This is a genomic window from Bradyrhizobium sp. AZCC 2262, assembly GCF_036924535.1.
Taxonomy (GTDB): Bacteria; Pseudomonadota; Alphaproteobacteria; order Rhizobiales; family Xanthobacteraceae; genus Bradyrhizobium.
The window spans coordinates 6,651,490-6,666,364 of record NZ_JAZHRT010000001.1 but is presented as its reverse complement, the minus strand read 5'-3'; the positions used below and the strand labels follow the sequence as shown (position 1 = coordinate 6,666,364).

The 14,875-nt window shown below is 61.6% G+C and carries 16 protein-coding genes; 9 read left to right on the top strand and 7 right to left on the bottom strand.

Translation table 11 applies throughout. The features are described 5' to 3' along the window. Nucleotides 1-35: 35 nt before the first annotated feature. Nucleotides 36-728 carry a Crp/Fnr family transcriptional regulator gene (locus V1283_RS31270; protein ID WP_334393239.1) on the bottom strand — a complete coding sequence of 231 codons (693 nt, stop codon included), beginning with the start codon at nucleotides 726-728 and terminating at the stop codon, nucleotides 36-38. A 533-nt stretch (nucleotides 729-1,261) separates the two neighbouring features. Between V1283_RS31270 and V1283_RS31265 the strand changes: the two genes are divergently transcribed. The 3 genes from V1283_RS31265 to V1283_RS31255 are packed head-to-tail and all read left to right on the top strand — an operon-like array spanning nucleotide 1,262 to nucleotide 4,260. Next, the gene (locus V1283_RS31265; protein ID WP_442895895.1) at nucleotides 1,262-2,617 is read left to right on the top strand and encodes an ABC transporter substrate-binding protein; all 1,356 of its coding nucleotides are present in this window, start codon (nucleotides 1,262-1,264) and stop codon (nucleotides 2,615-2,617) included. A gap of 3 nt (nucleotides 2,618-2,620) precedes the next feature. Continuing rightward, nucleotides 2,621-3,424, top strand: coding sequence for an ABC transporter permease (locus V1283_RS31260; RefSeq protein WP_334390478.1), 804 nt, complete (start codon nucleotides 2,621-2,623; stop codon nucleotides 3,422-3,424). Beyond that, nucleotides 3,421-4,260, top strand: coding sequence for an ABC transporter ATP-binding protein (locus tag V1283_RS31255; protein WP_334390477.1), 840 nt, complete (start codon nucleotides 3,421-3,423; stop codon nucleotides 4,258-4,260). Before V1283_RS31260 ends, V1283_RS31255 begins: the two co-directional genes overlap by 4 nt. 23 nt (nucleotides 4,261-4,283) lie before the next feature. On the opposite strand, the gene V1283_RS31250 is transcribed toward V1283_RS31255, so the two are convergent. From V1283_RS31250 to V1283_RS31240, 3 genes are read right to left on the bottom strand one after another with little or no spacing between them, the layout of a single operon-like run. After that, on the bottom strand, nucleotides 4,284-4,850 hold the full coding sequence (locus V1283_RS31250) for a c-type cytochrome (RefSeq protein ID WP_334390476.1): 567 nt from the start codon (nucleotides 4,848-4,850) through the stop codon (nucleotides 4,284-4,286). Then, nucleotides 4,840-6,081, bottom strand: a complete 1,242-nt coding sequence (soxC, locus tag V1283_RS31245; protein WP_334390474.1) for a sulfite dehydrogenase — start codon at nucleotides 6,079-6,081, stop codon at nucleotides 4,840-4,842. Before soxC ends, V1283_RS31250 begins: the two co-directional genes overlap by 11 nt. 34 nt (nucleotides 6,082-6,115) lie before the next feature. Then, nucleotides 6,116-6,340, bottom strand: a complete 225-nt coding sequence (locus V1283_RS31240) for a hypothetical protein (RefSeq protein ID WP_334390473.1) — start codon at nucleotides 6,338-6,340, stop codon at nucleotides 6,116-6,118. 494 nt (nucleotides 6,341-6,834) lie between these two features. Here V1283_RS31240 and V1283_RS31235 point away from each other — a divergent pair, with 494 nt between their 5' ends. Next, complete coding sequence (locus V1283_RS31235) at nucleotides 6,835-7,656, top strand: CmcJ/NvfI family oxidoreductase (RefSeq protein ID WP_334390471.1); 822 nt, start codon at nucleotides 6,835-6,837, stop codon at nucleotides 7,654-7,656. A 57-nt stretch (nucleotides 7,657-7,713) separates the two neighbouring features. Here the strand turns inward: V1283_RS31235 and V1283_RS44830 are convergent, their stop codons facing one another. Further along, nucleotides 7,714-8,064, bottom strand: a complete 351-nt coding sequence (locus tag V1283_RS44830) for a TauD/TfdA family dioxygenase (protein WP_442895894.1) — start codon at nucleotides 8,062-8,064, stop codon at nucleotides 7,714-7,716. Here V1283_RS44830 and V1283_RS31225 point away from each other — a divergent pair. After that, nucleotides 7,960-8,172, top strand: coding sequence for a hypothetical protein (locus V1283_RS31225; RefSeq protein ID WP_334390469.1), 213 nt, complete (start codon nucleotides 7,960-7,962; stop codon nucleotides 8,170-8,172). The genes V1283_RS44830 and V1283_RS31225 overlap by 105 nt on opposite strands. Before the next feature lie 95 nt (nucleotides 8,173-8,267). On the opposite strand, the gene V1283_RS31220 is transcribed toward V1283_RS31225, so the two are convergent. Together V1283_RS31220 and V1283_RS31215 are read right to left on the bottom strand one after the other, a co-directional pair. Further along, on the bottom strand, nucleotides 8,268-8,996 hold the full coding sequence (locus V1283_RS31220) for a phosphate/phosphite/phosphonate ABC transporter substrate-binding protein (RefSeq protein WP_334390468.1): 729 nt from the start codon (nucleotides 8,994-8,996) through the stop codon (nucleotides 8,268-8,270). 107 nt (nucleotides 8,997-9,103) lie between these two features. Continuing rightward, nucleotides 9,104-10,129 (bottom strand): fatty acid desaturase, encoded by a 1,026-nt coding sequence (locus tag V1283_RS31215; RefSeq protein ID WP_334390467.1) that lies wholly within the window; start codon nucleotides 10,127-10,129, stop codon nucleotides 9,104-9,106. Between the two features lie 499 nt (nucleotides 10,130-10,628). On the opposite strand from V1283_RS31215, the gene V1283_RS31210 reads away from it, so the two are divergent. From V1283_RS31210 to V1283_RS31195, 4 genes are read left to right on the top strand one after another with little or no spacing between them, the layout of a single operon-like run. Continuing rightward, nucleotides 10,629-11,666 carry a PhnD/SsuA/transferrin family substrate-binding protein gene (locus tag V1283_RS31210; RefSeq protein WP_334390466.1) on the top strand — a complete coding sequence of 346 codons (1,038 nt, stop codon included), beginning with the start codon at nucleotides 10,629-10,631 and terminating at the stop codon, nucleotides 11,664-11,666. Nucleotides 11,667-11,674: 8 nt separating this feature from the next. Further along, nucleotides 11,675-12,562 carry an ABC transporter permease gene (locus V1283_RS31205; RefSeq protein ID WP_334390465.1) on the top strand — a complete coding sequence of 296 codons (888 nt, stop codon included), beginning with the start codon at nucleotides 11,675-11,677 and terminating at the stop codon, nucleotides 12,560-12,562. Further along, a complete protein-coding gene (locus V1283_RS31200; RefSeq protein ID WP_334390464.1) occupies nucleotides 12,559-13,305 on the top strand; it encodes an ABC transporter ATP-binding protein in 747 nt (248 codons plus the stop codon). Before V1283_RS31205 ends, V1283_RS31200 begins: the two co-directional genes overlap by 4 nt. Nucleotides 13,306-13,340: 35 nt before the next feature. Beyond that, entirely contained in the window at nucleotides 13,341-14,690 is a 1,350-nt protein-coding gene (locus V1283_RS31195) for an LLM class flavin-dependent oxidoreductase (RefSeq protein WP_334390463.1), read from the top strand. The last annotated feature ends 185 nt before the right edge of the window (nucleotides 14,691-14,875 follow it).

The following is a 14,875-nucleotide window of genomic DNA, read 5'->3' as shown; positions in this document are numbered from 1 at the left end:
TCTGGATCCTCGCTTCGATCTTATCGAAACCGGTCCTAATCCTTGAACAGGATCGTCTCCAGCAAGTCGACGCGCTTGATACGGATGACGCTGTCTTCGATAGCGATGATGCGCTTGGTTTGAAAGCGCTTGAGCATCATCGTGACCCATTGGCGGGTCGAGCCGACCATCGCCGCGATCTGGTCGTGGGTTACTTTGCGGTTGATCACGATCGTGTCGCCATCGGCGACGCCGTAAAGCTCCGACAGGTTCAACAGATACTGTGCCAGCCGTTCGATCACGGAGCGGGTTCCCAGCATCTGCGCCATCGAGGAGTAGCACTTGCCCTTGGCAATCAGTCCGTCGATCAGCGCCAGCGCAAAGGCCGGCATTTGGCTCAGCAGCCGCTGCAAGGTGGTGCCGGACAATGCCGTGATCTCGCAATCCTCGATCGCGACGCCGGACCACATATGGATGCCGCCGCCATATATGTCCGGGCCGCCGATGAAATGGCCCGGCGTCCAGTAGGCAAGGGTGATCTCGCGGCCGGAGGGAGCGGTGTAATAGACCCGAACCTGGCCACGCCGGATGATGAAGATCCCGTCATGATGTTCGCCCTGGTTGAACACCATCTCGCCCTGGGGCACGGCAACGGCACGGCCCGCCGCCTGAACCTGCGCCATCTGTTCGGCCGACAGGCGATCGAGAAAATGCGCGCCGACATTCAGCCCCTCGATGGATTCGCTCATGAATAGGGCGGAATGCTCGCGAGCGGGCGGTTTGGATACGATGGCAAGCCGTTGCTTGGCCGGCCAATCCAGCTGCGCGACAGCGCCGGTCCGGGCCATCAAGGCCAACGGTTCGGGATCGGACGCTTCTTTGAGTGTGGTCATTGCCGCAGTTCGCCTTGCGATGTCGCCGACAGCTAAATGGGACGGAATGGCAAAGTCCACTTCTTTGAACGAGTCGAAATGCACTTAGCAAAGGTCATGCGCGAACGGGTGGTTTGCCGAGATGATTTATCTGCGGATCGCGTCGTGGCGAGAAAATCATTTGATGGTGTTCGACGGCACATTACGACGGAATCACGACGCGGCGCTGGCGAACGGTGGAACGCAAGTAATTGCTTCAGCGGACCGCGCGAAGACCGGATAGTTCGGATCGATCGTTCATGCTGGCGGCACTGTGCCGGCCATCGATAGTCGAGGACAGGCCGATGATCTCTTCTGGTATCGTGAGAATAGCCGCAGCCGTCGCGGCCGCGACGATTGGTTGGACCGGCATGTCGCATGCCGAAACCATTCGCGTGGCGGTTGGGACTCAGGACACTACGATTAATTGCGTCACCGGTGGACTCCTGATCCGCGAATTGAAGCTGCTTGAGAAGTTCCTGCCCCGCGACGGCAAATACAAGAATGTCACCTACGACATCCAGTGGAAGAATTTCACCAGCGGCGCGCCGCTCACCAACGAGATGGTGGCCGGCAAGCTCGATCTCGGCGCCATGGCGGATTTCCCGGGTTCATTGAACGGCGTGGCCTTTCAGAAGGCCGGCCGGCGTAGCCTCTTTATCAGCGTGCTCTCGGGCAGCACCAAGGGCAGCGGCAACGGCATCGTGGTGCCGGTGAATTCTCCGGTGCAGTCGCTTGCCGAGCTGAAGGGCAAGACAATCTCGGTTCCCTTTGCGTCGACTTCGCATGGCATGCTGCTCCGGGCCATCGAGGCACAGGGCTGGAACCCGGAGACGGACGTCAACATCATCACGCAGGCGCCTGAAGTCGCGGGTCCCGCGCTGCAGGCGAACAAGATCGAAGCCCATGCCGATTTCGTGCCGTTTGCGGAACTGTTCCCGTGGCGCGGTTTCGCGCGCAAGATCTTCGACGGCTCACAGGCCAACGCACCGACCTTTCACGGATCCCTCGTCGATGCCGAATATGCCGACAAATATCCCGAGATCGTTGTCGCCTATCTGCGCGCCGCACTTGAGGCCGATCGCCTGATCGGGGAGGAGCCTGAAAAATATAGCGAACTGATCACCAAGGTGACGGGTGTCGATGCGGAAGTGGCCTATCTATTTCACGGACCGCTGGGCCTGCAAACGCGAAGCGTGACCTGGAAGCCCGAATACCGTCAAGCGGTCGCGACATCGATCAAAACGTTGAAGCACCTCAAGCGCGCCGACAGCGATCTCGACATCAATCAGTTCGTGACCGACAAATTCATCCGCGCGGCCCTGTCGCAGGTGGGGCGCGACTATGACGCCGAACTCAAGGATTATGCCCAGCTTCCGCTGAAGGCCAAGGATGCGGCAACGGGCGCCGACATCACGGATTTCAGCCGGGTGGCGCAGATCTGGGTCAAGGACGAGCCCAAGGTCCGCCACTTCAGCTCGCCGGAGAACGCGTTGGAGGCGCTCGCGGGCCTGGAGAAGGACGGTAAGGCAATCCGCGTGGCCTACGCGCAGGATCGCGAAAGCGGCATCAAGCTGTTCGCGAACCAGGCGTGGTTCGTCCGCTCGGGTAAGGGCGAGCTGAGCGCATTCCTGCTCAAGGACGGCGCCGAGAAATGGTCGAAGGAGCACGGCGGTGAGGTGATCGACTATGCCGGCGCACGCGGTTCTCCGGTGGCGAGCCGCTAACGGATGGCATCCGGACGCACCATTGACCGGCTGCCGATGTTGCGGTGGCTGGTGCGGGCCGGATCGATCCTGGCCTGCATCGGGCTTTGGCAGCTTGCTTCGTCGTTGCACGTGCATCTGGGCGTCGTGACGTTCCGCAATGTACCGCCCCCGACCGAGGTCGTTCAGTCCGCGATCATCCTGCTGAAGTCGCCAAAACTGTTCGCGCATGTCAGCAGCAGCCTGTGGCGGGTGTTCGCCGGCTACGGTGCGGCGGTCGTGATCGGCATCGCCTTCGGTTTTGCGATCGGCCGGTCGCGCGCCGCTGGCGATCTGTTGTTGCCGCCGCTCGAGTTGCTGCGGCCAATTCCCGCGGTGGCGTGGATACCGCTGTCGATCCTGATGTTCCCGTCGTCAGAACTGTCGATGATCTATATCACCTTCATCGGTGCGCTGTTCCCGATCATCCTGAACACCGTGCACGGTGTCGCCAACATCGACCGCCGGCTGGTCGCATCCGCGCGCAGCCTTGGCGGCACGCCCGTCGCGATCCTGCGCGAGATCGTGTTGCCTGGCGCCGCGCCCAGCATCGTCACCGGACTGGCCATCGGCATGGGTACGTCCTGGTTTTGCCTCGTCACCGCAGAGATGATCTCCGGTCAGTTCGGCATCGGTTACTACACGTGGGAGGCCTACACGCTGCAGAATTATGCCGACATCATCGTTGGCATGCTGGTGATCGGCCTGCTCGGAATGGGCAGCAGTTGGCTGCTGACGACGCTGGGACACTATCTGATGCCGTGGCGGCACTCGGCGGTCGCGCGATGAACATCCGGGTTGCCGATATCCCGGCAAAGGCCGTGGGTCGCATCGACGTCGCGAATGTCTCGATTTCGCTAGGGGAGGGCGCGGATGCCTTCGAGGCGGTCCGCGACCTCGATTTCGCGGTCGCGCCGGGTGAACTGGTTTGCGTTCTAGGTCCGTCCGGTTGTGGAAAGTCGACCTTGCTCGGCGCGCTGGCCGGGCATTTGCAGCCAACGCACGGACGGCTGACCGTGGACGATCAGCTTCTCGCCGGCCCAAGCCCCGATCGTGGCATCGTGTTTCAGCAACACACTTTGTTTCCCTGGAAGCGGGTCCGGGACAATGTCGCGTTCGGGCCGAAGATGCGCGGCGTCGGTAAGGTCGAGCGACGCCGCTCTGCGGATGAGTTTTTGAAGCTGGTCGGTCTTGACGGCTTTGAGGCCTTCTACCCTTCGCAACTCTCCGGCGGCATGCAGCAGCGGGTCGAGATCGCGCGCGTTCTCATCAGCCAACCGCGGGTCCTGCTGATGGACGAACCGTTCGGTGCACTGGATGCGCAGACGCGCAGTCTGATGCAGGAAGTATTGCTGGACATCTGGACCAAGATTCCGACCACGACCGTGTTCGTGACCCATGATATCGAGGAGGCGCTCTTCCTTGCCGACCGGATCATCGTCATGAGCGCGCGGCCGGGGCGGGTGATCGACGACATCCGCCTGCCGTTCGCGCGTCCCCGTCACGCCGAACTCGTCACCGAGAACGAGTTCGTGCGCCTGAAGCGCCACATCCTCAACCTGCTGCGCCGGCCGGACAATTCCGCGCCGCTTCCGCGCTTGAGCCCGCTTGGTGTGGGCTCCTGAGGGAGACTGACGCGCGTTCCGGCTTACCGCTGTATCGAAGCTGCCGGAGGGGGCACGTCCGGGCGCGGGTCGGACGTAAATCCCCCGCGATTGGGCATTTCGATTCGCGACAGCGAGCTGGCATCGAGCTTGGCGCTCTCCGGCAGGATGCCGTTGAGAAACAGCAGATAGGCCGTGACGGCGTAAACCTGGCTGGGCGTCAGGGATTGCGGGGCATTGAAGGGCATGGCGCGGCTGACATAGTCGTAGAGCGTCGGCGCATAGGGCCAGAAGCTGCCGATCGTCTTGATCGGCTTTGCGGTATTGAGGGTGCCTTTGCCGCCGACCAGAATGTCGCCTATTGCGCCTTGCCCCTTGTCGCCGTGGCAGGCCGCGCAACTCTCGGCGAAGATTGCCTTGCCCTGCTCGATGTTGCCGCTGCCGGCAGGCAGTCCAGTTCCATCCCCGCGCACATCGATATCCCAGGCCGCGATCTCGCCGGGATCGGCTACGTGTCCGAGCTTATACCGCCCGACCGTCTGGGCTTCGGCCTGCCCAACAAGAAGAAATACAGCAATAGCGAAGGCCGCCTGCGTCCGATTAAACGACATGGGTAACGGCTCCACCCTCGCCGACCTGCCAACCATAGACGGCGTTAAAGTGGTAGTTAGAGTTGAGGCCCCTCGCGGTGATGAGTTGTTGTTTGGTTGGTTGCCGATAGCCGGTACTGTCGGTTGCGCGGCTTTGCAGCAGCGTCGGCCCGCCATCCCAATCCCAAGGTAACCGGAAGCGGGTCAGGCATTTGGATTGTACTGGTTCCTGCAACTCCGCCGTACGCCATGTCGTGCCGCCGTCGATCGAGACGTCGACATGCTTGATGCTGCCGCGTCCCGACCAGGCAAACCCCTTGATTTCGTAGAAGCCTGGTCCGCGCAATTGATGGCCGCCCGAGGGCGACGTGATCACCGATTTGGCTTCCATCGTGAACGTGAATTGCCGCGCGGTACCGTCAGGCATCAGGTCGGTATATTTCGACGTTTCCTCGCGCGATTGGAATGGTTGATCGCCGACCTTGAGGCGGCGGAGCCACTTGATGCTCATATTGCCTTCGATGCCCGGCAGGAACAGCCGCAACGGATAGCCTTGCTCAGGCCTAAGCCGCTCACCGTTCTGCGCGTAAGCAAGGATGGCATCGTCCAGTGCGATCTCGATGGGTATGCTTCTGCTCATGGCCGCCGCATCGGCGCCCTCGGCCAATATCCATTTGGCGCCGGGTTTGAGTCCGACTTCTCCCAGGATCGTCACCAGCGATACGCCCGTCCATTCGCTGCAGCTGAGCAGGCCGTGGGTATCCTGTACGGTCCATTTCGGGTTTCCGCTGTTCCATGTTGCGGTGTTGCCGGAACACTCCAGGAAATGGATCCGCGACACCGACGGAAAGCGCAGCAGATCGTCCATCGATAGCACGAGGGGACGCTCGACCAGGCCATGCACCACCAGGCGGTGGTGGTCAGGATCGATCGCCGGCACACCAGCGTGGTGCCGCTCATAATGCAGGCCCGCCGGCGTGATGATGCCATGCAGATGCTGCAAAGGCGTTCCGCTGGATGCCGCCGTCGGTATCGGTGGCGTCGCTCGCGGTCGCCGGACAATGCCGTCTTCGAAGCGGGAAGGAACTCCGTAGGGCGGACTGACGATTGCCGCGCCTTGTTCACGGGTCCAGACCGGAACCTGAAGCGGCGGCCCTGCAAGGGAATTGCCGCTGCTCGCCAACCATCCGGTGGCCGCAGCCGCTGCTCCGGTCAAAAAAGCACGGCGTTGCAGATCGGAAGATTGTGTCATGGTTGATACTCTTTGCGAGCAGGACTGGAGGGCTTCAACCCTGCTCGATGGTAAGGCCAAGGCTTGTCGCCATGATCCTGATCGAGGCGAGCGGTCGCCGGAGCTGTTTTGCGATTTTTGCGGCGGACACCTGTCGGCTGACGAGGCCCCTCAGTTTGTGTTTCTCGACTGCGGTCCATGGGCGCCGATCGATATCGCGTACGTGCTTCGGCGAGGTCTTTCCTTCGTCGCCCGGATGAAGTCCAGCCTCAATTTGCACTGCAGCGCTCCATCTTCTCACGCGATCGGAACGATAGGTCTCAGTGGAAGGCTAGTTCGCGGCGCGCCAAAGCGTCAATTTTGTATTTGAGAAGACCTGGAGATGAAATTTCGCGGGAGGCTTCAAGCGACAGAACACTTTGCTCGATGAGGAGTGACCGCTCGCGGCTACCGGCTGCGCGGGCAAACCATCGACACGGCGTGTCGTATCGACATGCGCATCGATCGCACTGCGCGAATGGGCGCCATGTCTGGCAGAGAAGCAATTTCCCCTAGCCAAATCATTTTTGGAGAATCGCGTGCGCTCCCTTCGACTCTTTGGTGGATCATCACGCTGACGTTGGCACCTTCCTGCGCTAGATTTTCGCAACGTAAGGCAGCCGCGACTTCTTCGCGATTCGATCGGAGCCCGCTTGTGGCGTATCGATCCCTGACCGCGGCGGACAACCCAAAGATCGGCGTAACAAGATCATTTGACGCGGAGTAGCAGCCACCATGGCACTCGAAGCAGCCACCGCCGCTCGAAATCTCACCACGACGCTTCACTACCTCAAGCGCGGTGCCGAAAGACCGGCATTTTATCGCATTGAACCGCCGCCGGGCGTCCCGCAGTGGAACGGCATCGACGATCCGCGCGAGGTGTCGATCGAGGACGCCCGCGGCCGCGAGTCCGAGTTCACGCTTGACCGCAACGGCTTTACCCTCGTCAAGGCGCCGACCGCCGTCGCTGATTTTTACGATCCGGAGGAGATCAAGCGTGTCTATTACCCCGAGGTCGAGCAATTGCTGCGCGACAGGCTTGGTGCCAGCCGCGTCGTCGTGTTCGACCACAACGTCCGCAACGCCACGCTGCCCGGTTTGGCCCCGCCATCGCGGCAAGTGCACAACGACCACACGGTAAACTCGGCGCCTCGGCGCGTCCGCGACCACCTCGGCGCCGAGGCGGACGAACTGTTGCGGCACCGGTTTGGCATCGTCAACGTCTGGCGGCCGGTCCGCGGACCCGTGCTGGATTCACCCTTGGCGCTATGTGACGCGCAGACATTCACGGATGATGACCTGATCGCCAGCGACCTCGTCTATGCCCATGTTCGCGGCGAGACGTCGAGGGTCGAATACAATCCAGCTCATCGCTGGCACTATTTCTCGGAGATGCAGACCGACGAAGCCCTGTTGATCCGGATCCACGACAGCGCCAATGACGGCCGCGCCAGACTGTCGTTTCACACCTCATTCGAGAATCCGCTCACTCCCGACGCGCCGCCGCGAGAGAGCATCGAAGTGCGTGCGCTGGTGTTCTTCCCGCCGGGGTCGTGACCCCGCTGGGCTCGCTTTGCGGCAAGAGTTCGGGATCAAACGGTCCCGCGTTCAAGTTCATTTCCTACGCCTAGCCGACACGTGGGCCTTCACGCCTCGCCTTTCCAGGCGGTGCGCCGACGTTCCACCAGCACGAGCCCCTGGTTCAACACCAGCCCGAGCAGCGACAGGGTGATGATGCCCGCATACATCTTCGAGATTTCGAACGTGAACTGGGCATAGTTGATGAGATAGCCCAGCCCGTTCACCGACGGCAGATAGATGTTCTTGGATGGGATTGCCGAAGATGCGGGCGAGTTCGACATGCTGCGCGAAATTCAGCGCCTGATTGCGGATGAAAATGACGCCATGCTCCGTCAAAGCACGATTCAGATCCAGCTTGTTGCGGTCGCTGAGCGGCCTTGTCAGATCGACGTTCTCGATCAGCGCGCCGACCAGCGGTTTGTAACGACGGACGGAGAGATCCTGATGCGAAGGATCCTACGGAGCATGCGATCGGACGTTGCGGGAACATGACGATGGCTTGCGCACGCACCGGCACGAGGCTTGCGCAGCGGAAAGCAAAATGACGGCATCCCTGTTGGCCGTCGCAGCCTTCGACAGTTCAGCGTCTATTTTATTTCGGGAAAGCCAAGCTCGGCGGCTTCGCGCTCGTAATCGGCCAAACGTTCGTAGGCGGCGACATCGGGCACGGAAAGACCAGTGAGTTCCAGTGCCTCACGTATGTGGGCGAGCTGCGGATCCCTTGTGATCTCGTACAGGGTCTCGGCAAGCGCGACCGCCTCGGTTTCCGTCGTATTCGCCGACGTAACGAATGGCAACGACGGGCTGGAGACGGTTTCGTCGAGTATCCGGAAGCGCGCGGCGGCGACAGGACGGAACTTCTTGTAAAAGCCCCATGTCACGTTATCGACCGAGCAAATGTCGATACTGCCTTCGTGGAGCCGTTCGAGACTGGTGACATGCGCATCGGTCATCACGACGGCGGAAAAGAAAGGTTTGCCGCCGGCGATGCGCGCCAGTGACAGCCGCGGCAGGTTCATTCCCGAGTTCGACAACAGGCTGTTGCAGCCGAATACGTGCCCGCGCAAATCTTCCAGGCGCTGCGCCGGATCATTGGCGCGGACCATGAAGAAAGCGCGATGGCTCGATCCCACGCATCCGGGCATCGCGTAATGCGGGGTGGCCAGCATGCGGTATCGATCGCGGTCGTGCTTGAACAGCGGATAACCGCAAACCTGGGTAAAGGAGATCTCGGGAATGCCCCTGGCGCGAAGCCGCTGCTGCAAAACGGCCAGGAAGGCGGCATTGGCGGCTTCCATTTCGGGAAGTGCGTACATCGGCAGGCTCGCCGACCAATTCGTGTCGCCGCTCGCGTGCGCCCGATCAGGCCCGGTGGAAGAGCCCTGAAATCGAAACCGTCGGTCGGAATAGGGGGACAGCTGGGTCAGGATGCCAATCTCCTGCTGGCGAAGCTCGGCGGATGAACCGGAATGAAATTCGGCGTCACCAGCCATCGCCGCGCGATCTCACCATACCCTCTGAACACGAACCCGCCATTGTGAGCCTGGATGAGCTCGCGATGTTCCCGCCAGACGCGCGGAACCTTCCACCACGGCAGCGTCGGGTAGGTATGATGAACGACGTGAAGATTATTCCATAGAAACAGCAGGCCGAACACCCAGTTCGATTCGACAACCGCGGTACGCTCGCCGGGCCGCTCGCCCCAGCGATGCTCGGTGAAGCTGCGCATCATGCCCAATATGAGGCCGGGATAGACGAACTCCGCAAGGTACCGAAAAGCGGACGTTTCGAAAAGTTCTGCCACGAACAGCAGGACCAAGGCCACTCCGATCAGGTGGCGAACCCATATGCCGAGATTGGCGAGATCGCCGGCCAATATTTTCCTGGCTTCCTTGATGAGAAAATGCGGTGTCCGGAGCAACGGGCCGACAAACAGCCGGCCCAGGAATGTCTGATTGACGATCAGGAGCCACCGCGACAAGCTGCCGTAATCCTCCCAGTCTTCCTCCTCATGGTAGTACGATTCCGTGTCTTCACCTGGATAAGTGAGGTGATCGTTGCGGTGGTGCCGCGCATGCGATTGGCGATATAGCTCGAACGGGAACCAGATGCCGATCGGCGGCCAGACCAGCGCGCGCCGCAGCCATTTCGGTATTCCCCGCATGCTGTGGATCGCCTCATGCTGCAGGGAGAAGTGCCATTGCACGATGTAACCGGCGAGTGGTGCGGTGATCCACCAGGGAACGTAAGCATGCGAGGTGAGCAGAAACAGCCAGCCCGCGTAGATGGCCGCAGCCACAAGAAGCGTCGGCCCATCATGCCGCTCGAACCACGATTCGCTGGTTGAGACGCGAACGGCGGCAAGCATCAGGCGATGTGTCGCGCAGTCCGAACCTATGGTTCCTGCGCCGGCAGGACCTTGATTATCCAGGCTCAAATCGTTCGACATGGGTGCTCTGTTGTGGTGGACACTGTGCGAGTCGAGCAACCCTCGCTTCATCATCATCGCCAATCGGATGCCCGTCTGCACACAAAAAAGTGCGAAAATCACTGCGCAAGCATGAAGAGCGTATTTCGCGAGGTCAACGAAATGAAATTTTGAATGTCGGAGGCGGCGGAGAAGCCCGCACCATTACCTCAGCAGCTTCTGGATTTTCATTCGTGCGTGAAAATATTTCAGTCGCAAAAGCGACAAATCGAACAATAGGTTTTCGATATTGCTTTGGTCGGGCGAAGCGTGTGATGGAGTCGTGTCCCCGTGGTGCCGGAATTTCGCTATGAGATCGTTGTTCTCGTCTGTGCCGCGCGTGAGAGAATGCCCTTCGCTTTATCACGCACCAATCGAAAGAGCATTTGTTTGACTAACAGGACGATTCCTCACCAGTATTGATCGGTGATGCCCCTTTCCGGGAAACCAGAGCGGCCGTCATCCGGAATGAGGAGCAAGCATGTCGACCAAAGGGCCCGCCGCAAAAATGATGTTTCAGCGCCGGGGTTTTCTGACGTGGTGCCTGCTGCTGCCTGTCGTCACGATGGCTTCGGGCGCGGCGTCGGGGCAATCTGTGCCGCAGGCACGCGTTCCCTCCGGTACGAAACTCGTGGTCGCCGACCAAAACCAGGTGCTGCAAACGTTGCTGCGTGCCTCGGGCGCGCAAAAGAATCTCTCGAGCACGATCGCCTATGCGAATTTCCTCGGCGGCCCGGCCATTCTGGAAGCTTTTCGGGCGGGCGCGCTCGATCTCGCGACGGTAGGCAACACACCGCCAATCCAGGCCCACGCGGCCGGTGAACAGATTCCAATCGTCGCCGCGCGAACCTCGTCCGAGACGGACTATTTCCTCGCGGTGCGCGCCGGGCTCAAGATAGAAAGCCTGGAACAACTGCGCGGCAAGAGCATCGCCTATGGCGAAGGAACCGGGCGTCAGCCCTTCGTGCTGAACGCGTTGAAGCTGGCCGGGCTCACCCGGAAGGATGTCCGCCTCGTGCCGTTGCGGGCCGGAGACTTTCCCGATGCGATCCGGTCGGGCCAGGTTGACGTTGCCGCGCTGAACGAGCCGCACTTCTCGCGTTATCTTGCCGACTTCGCCGACCGCGGCGCCAGTTCCGTTCCAAAGGCACAGAACGACCGGCTGCCCAAAAGCCTGACCTACCTCTATGCCAGCAAGAAGGCGCTGGACGATCCGGCAAAGGCCGCGGCGATCCGCGAGTTCGTGGCCGCCTGGGTCGAGGCCAGCCGCTGGTCCAACAAGAACATCGACGCATGGGTCGAGGCCTATTACGTCAAGCAGCAGAATCTAAAGCCGGCCGATGGCCGCAAGATCGTCGAATCGGAAGGCGTCTACGAATTCCCTTCGCTGGTCAGTTTGATTCCTCGGCAGCAATCCCTGATCGACGTGATCTTTGAAGCGGGCGACCTGCCGAAGCGGCTTGATGCGCGAGAGGAATTCGACCTGCGCTTCGATGACGTTGCCGCAAAAGGTCATTGAAACCTGCCATGTCGGACCGAGCAGATGATTTGAGCCTTCCGCTGCATGTTGCCGAGAAGTCGGCCGACACGCGGAAATTCGGATGGTACGGGACGCCCCGGCAATCCGAATCCGGCAAGCTGCCCAGGCTAGTGCCGCGCCGGCTTCCAAGTTCCGCGATTCTGTTCGGACCCGTGGTCCTGCTCGTGTTCTGGGAATTCGCATCGGCAGTGGGCTGGCTGTCGCCGAAATTTCTGGCCGCGCCATCGACAGCCCTGCTCACCGGCGCCAAGCTGCTGGCCTCCGGCACGCTGGTCGACCACTTCCTGGCCTCCGCCAAACGCGCCTATCTCGGGCTCGGAATCGGCGTGGCGATCGGCCTCGCGCTGGCATTGACGGCCGGCCTCAGCCGTATCGGCGAAGCGTCAGTCGATGGTCTCGTCCAGATCAAGCGCGCCATTCCGACGCTGGCGCTGATCCCGCTGGCGATCCTTTGGCTCGGCATCGGCGAAGCGATGAAGATCGCGCTGATCGCATCGAGCGTGTTGATACCAGTTTACATCAATACGCACGCGGCGCTCACAGGGATTGATGCGCGCTACGTCGAACTCGCCCGCACCGTGAGATTGTCGCGCACGGCCTTCCTGCGCGAGGTGGCACTTCCGGGCGCATTGCCGGGTTTCTTCACCGGGCTCCGGCTCGCCGTCACCACCTGCTGGGCAGCGCTGGTGGTGCTCGAACAGATCAACACCTCCGAGGGCATTGGCTATCTCATGAACCGGGCGCGGGATTACGGCCAGACCGACATCATCGTGGTCGGCCTCGTGATCTACGCCGCGCTCGGCCTGGGATCGGATTTTGCGGTTCGGCTCTGGGAGCGCAAGGCCATGGCCTATCGCACGGCATCCGCGAAATGAACGCCTCGGTCCACGCCTTCCGTCCCGCGTCGTCAAGTGCTGTTCCCGCCGTCAGCCTCCGCGGCGTGACCCGCCGTTTCTTCGGCCGCATTGTGCTCGATGGCGTATCGCTCGACTTTGCCTCCGGTGAGTTCGTAGCGTTGATCGGCAAGAGCGGCTCGGGCAAGAGCACGCTGCTGCGCGCGATTGCCGGTCTCGACGATGAAGTCGACGGCGAGGGTTCAATCCTGGCGCCCGACGATCGTTCCGTGCTGTTTCAGGATTCCCGTCTGCTGCCGTGGAAGAGCGTCCTGCAGAACGTCATCTTCGGTTTTCGCGTGGCCGATGCCGAGCGGCGCGGGCGCGCGGCTCTGGCTGACGTTGGGCTCGCCGGGCGCGAAGATTCCTGGCCGAACGCGCTGTCGGGAGGCGAGCAGCAGCGCGTGGCCTTGGCGCGCTCCCTCGTGCGCCAGCCCAATCTACTGCTTGCGGATGAGCCTTTCGGGGCCCTCGATGCGCTGACACGGCTGCGGATGCACGAACTGCTGTTTCGCCTGATCCGGCAGCAGCAGCCGACCGTGCTGCTCGTCACACATGACGTCGATGAGGCCATCAAGCTTGCCGACCGGATTCTGGTGATGGAAAGCGGGAAAATCGTGGTCGACCGCCCCGTCATGCTCGCTCATCCGCGCGCCAAGGATAGCCATTTTGACAGCCTGCGTAGCGCGCTTCTCGCCGCACTGGGCGTCACGGACACCGTTTGATCGCGCTCGACAGGATCAAGCTTAGGACCAACCCAATGACCCGCCAAATGCATCTCAATCTGTTCATTCACAGCCGCGGCCACCACGAGGCCGCCTGGCGCCACAATAGCTCGACCCGGCGGGCACCGACCGATCTGGCCTATTACCGTGATCTCGCACTGGCGGCAGAGGCGGCGAAGCTCGACTCGGTTTTCTTCGCCGACCATGTCGTGCTTGGAGAGGATTTGGGTCATGCCGCGCGCGGTGAACTCGAACCGCTGACGCTGCTCGGCGCGCTCGCCGCGCTGACCGAGCGGATCGGGTTGATCGCAACCGCCTCGACGACCTACAGCGAGCCTTACAACCTCGCGCGGCAGTTCGCCTCGCTCGACCATCTCAGCGGCGGCCGCATCGGCTGGAACATCGTAACCTCGTGGGCGCCGGCAGCGGCGGCCAATTTCGGACAGGAGCGGCAGGCCGGCATCGATCAGCGCTACGATCGCGCCCACGAATTCGTCGAGGTGGTGTCGAAGCTGTGGGATAGCTGGGCGAGGGACGCCATCCGCGACGATCGCGAGACCGGGCTCTATGCCCGGACCGACCGCATTCGGCGCATCGAGCATCGCGGCAACCATTTTGCCGTCGCAGGCGCGCTCAACATCCCGCGCTCTCCGCAGGGGCGGCCGGTCTTCGTGCAGGCAGGTGCCTCCACCGACGGAAGGGCGTTCGCTGCACGCTATGCCGAAGCCATCTTCACCGCGCATCTGCAAAAGGAGAGCGCGATTTCATTTTATTCCGACATCAAGACGCAGGCCCGCGCGCTTGGACGGTCGCCCGACCAGATCGTCATCCTGCCGGGGATCAGTGCTGCGATCGGATCGACCGAGCTCGAGGCGAGACGCGTATGGGACGAGCTCAACGAGCTCTCGCATCCGAGTGTCGGTCTATCGCGGCTGTCGAACCGATTCGGCGGACATGATTTCTCGCATCTGAAACTCGACCAGGTTCTTTCCGTCGAGGATTTCCCCGATCCGTCGCAAGTGCAGGCGTCGCGCAGCCGCGCACAGGCGATCACGGCCCATGTCGCCCGCGAGCGGCCGACGCTGCGCCGTCTGCTGCACAGCCTGGCCGGCGCACGCGGGCATTTCACCGCGACGGGAACGCCCGAACAGATCGCCGACGTGATCGAGGACTGGTTCGTGTCGGGTGCCGCGGACGGTTTCAACGTCATGCCGCCGATCCTGCCGACACAATTTACAATCTTTACCAGTGAGGTCGTTCCACTGCTGCGCAAGCGCGGCCTGTTCCGGGGCGAATACCGCGACGGTACATTGCGCGACCGGCTTGGCCTCGATCCGGCGCGCAGCGACTTCGACGATCCGGTCGCGCAGCAACGCTCCGCGTGACGGATCGGAGACGCGATAAGGGGCGATTTTCACTGACTGAACTTGCAGACTGGAGATCTTTCGCCATTTTTCCTTCAGCGCAAGCGTACTGTCATGCTTTACACGTCTCCGAAGGACTCCTTGCGATGTATGGCCCGTGACTCAAACCTCCGCCGCTCGCAGGTTAGCTCCTTGAACCAGGAGTG

Bases quoted from the DNA above. Each gene is read 5' to 3' on its own strand.
- V1283_RS31210 (WP_334390466.1), top strand. From the start codon at position 10,629: ATGTCGACCAAAGGGCCCGCCGCAAAAATGATGTTTCAGCGCCGGGGT.
- V1283_RS31255 (WP_334390477.1), top strand. From the start codon at position 3,421: ATGAACATCCGGGTTGCCGATATCCCGGCAAAGGCCGTGGGTCGCATC.
- V1283_RS31195 (WP_334390463.1), top strand. From the start codon at position 13,341: ATGACCCGCCAAATGCATCTCAATCTGTTCATTCACAGCCGCGGCCAC.
- V1283_RS31250 (WP_334390476.1), bottom strand. From the start codon at position 4,850: ATGTCGTTTAATCGGACGCAGGCGGCCTTCGCTATTGCTGTATTTCTT.
- V1283_RS31200 (WP_334390464.1), top strand. From the start codon at position 12,559: ATGAACGCCTCGGTCCACGCCTTCCGTCCCGCGTCGTCAAGTGCTGTT.
- V1283_RS31265 (WP_442895895.1), top strand. From the start codon at position 1,262: ATGTCGCATGCCGAAACCATTCGCGTGGCGGTTGGGACTCAGGACACT.
- V1283_RS31260 (WP_334390478.1), top strand. From the start codon at position 2,621: ATGGCATCCGGACGCACCATTGACCGGCTGCCGATGTTGCGGTGGCTG.
- V1283_RS31225 (WP_334390469.1), top strand. From the start codon at position 7,960: ATGCTGCGCGAAATTCAGCGCCTGATTGCGGATGAAAATGACGCCATG.
- V1283_RS31270 (WP_334393239.1), bottom strand. From the start codon at position 728: ATGAGCGAATCCATCGAGGGGCTGAATGTCGGCGCGCATTTTCTCGAT.
- V1283_RS31215 (WP_334390467.1), bottom strand. From the start codon at position 10,129: ATGTCGAACGATTTGAGCCTGGATAATCAAGGTCCTGCCGGCGCAGGA.
- V1283_RS31205 (WP_334390465.1), top strand. From the start codon at position 11,675: ATGTCGGACCGAGCAGATGATTTGAGCCTTCCGCTGCATGTTGCCGAG.
- soxC (WP_334390474.1), bottom strand. From the start codon at position 6,081: ATGACACAATCTTCCGATCTGCAACGCCGTGCTTTTTTGACCGGAGCA.
- V1283_RS31235 (WP_334390471.1), top strand. From the start codon at position 6,835: ATGGCACTCGAAGCAGCCACCGCCGCTCGAAATCTCACCACGACGCTT.
- V1283_RS31220 (WP_334390468.1), bottom strand. From the start codon at position 8,996: ATGTACGCACTTCCCGAAATGGAAGCCGCCAATGCCGCCTTCCTGGCC.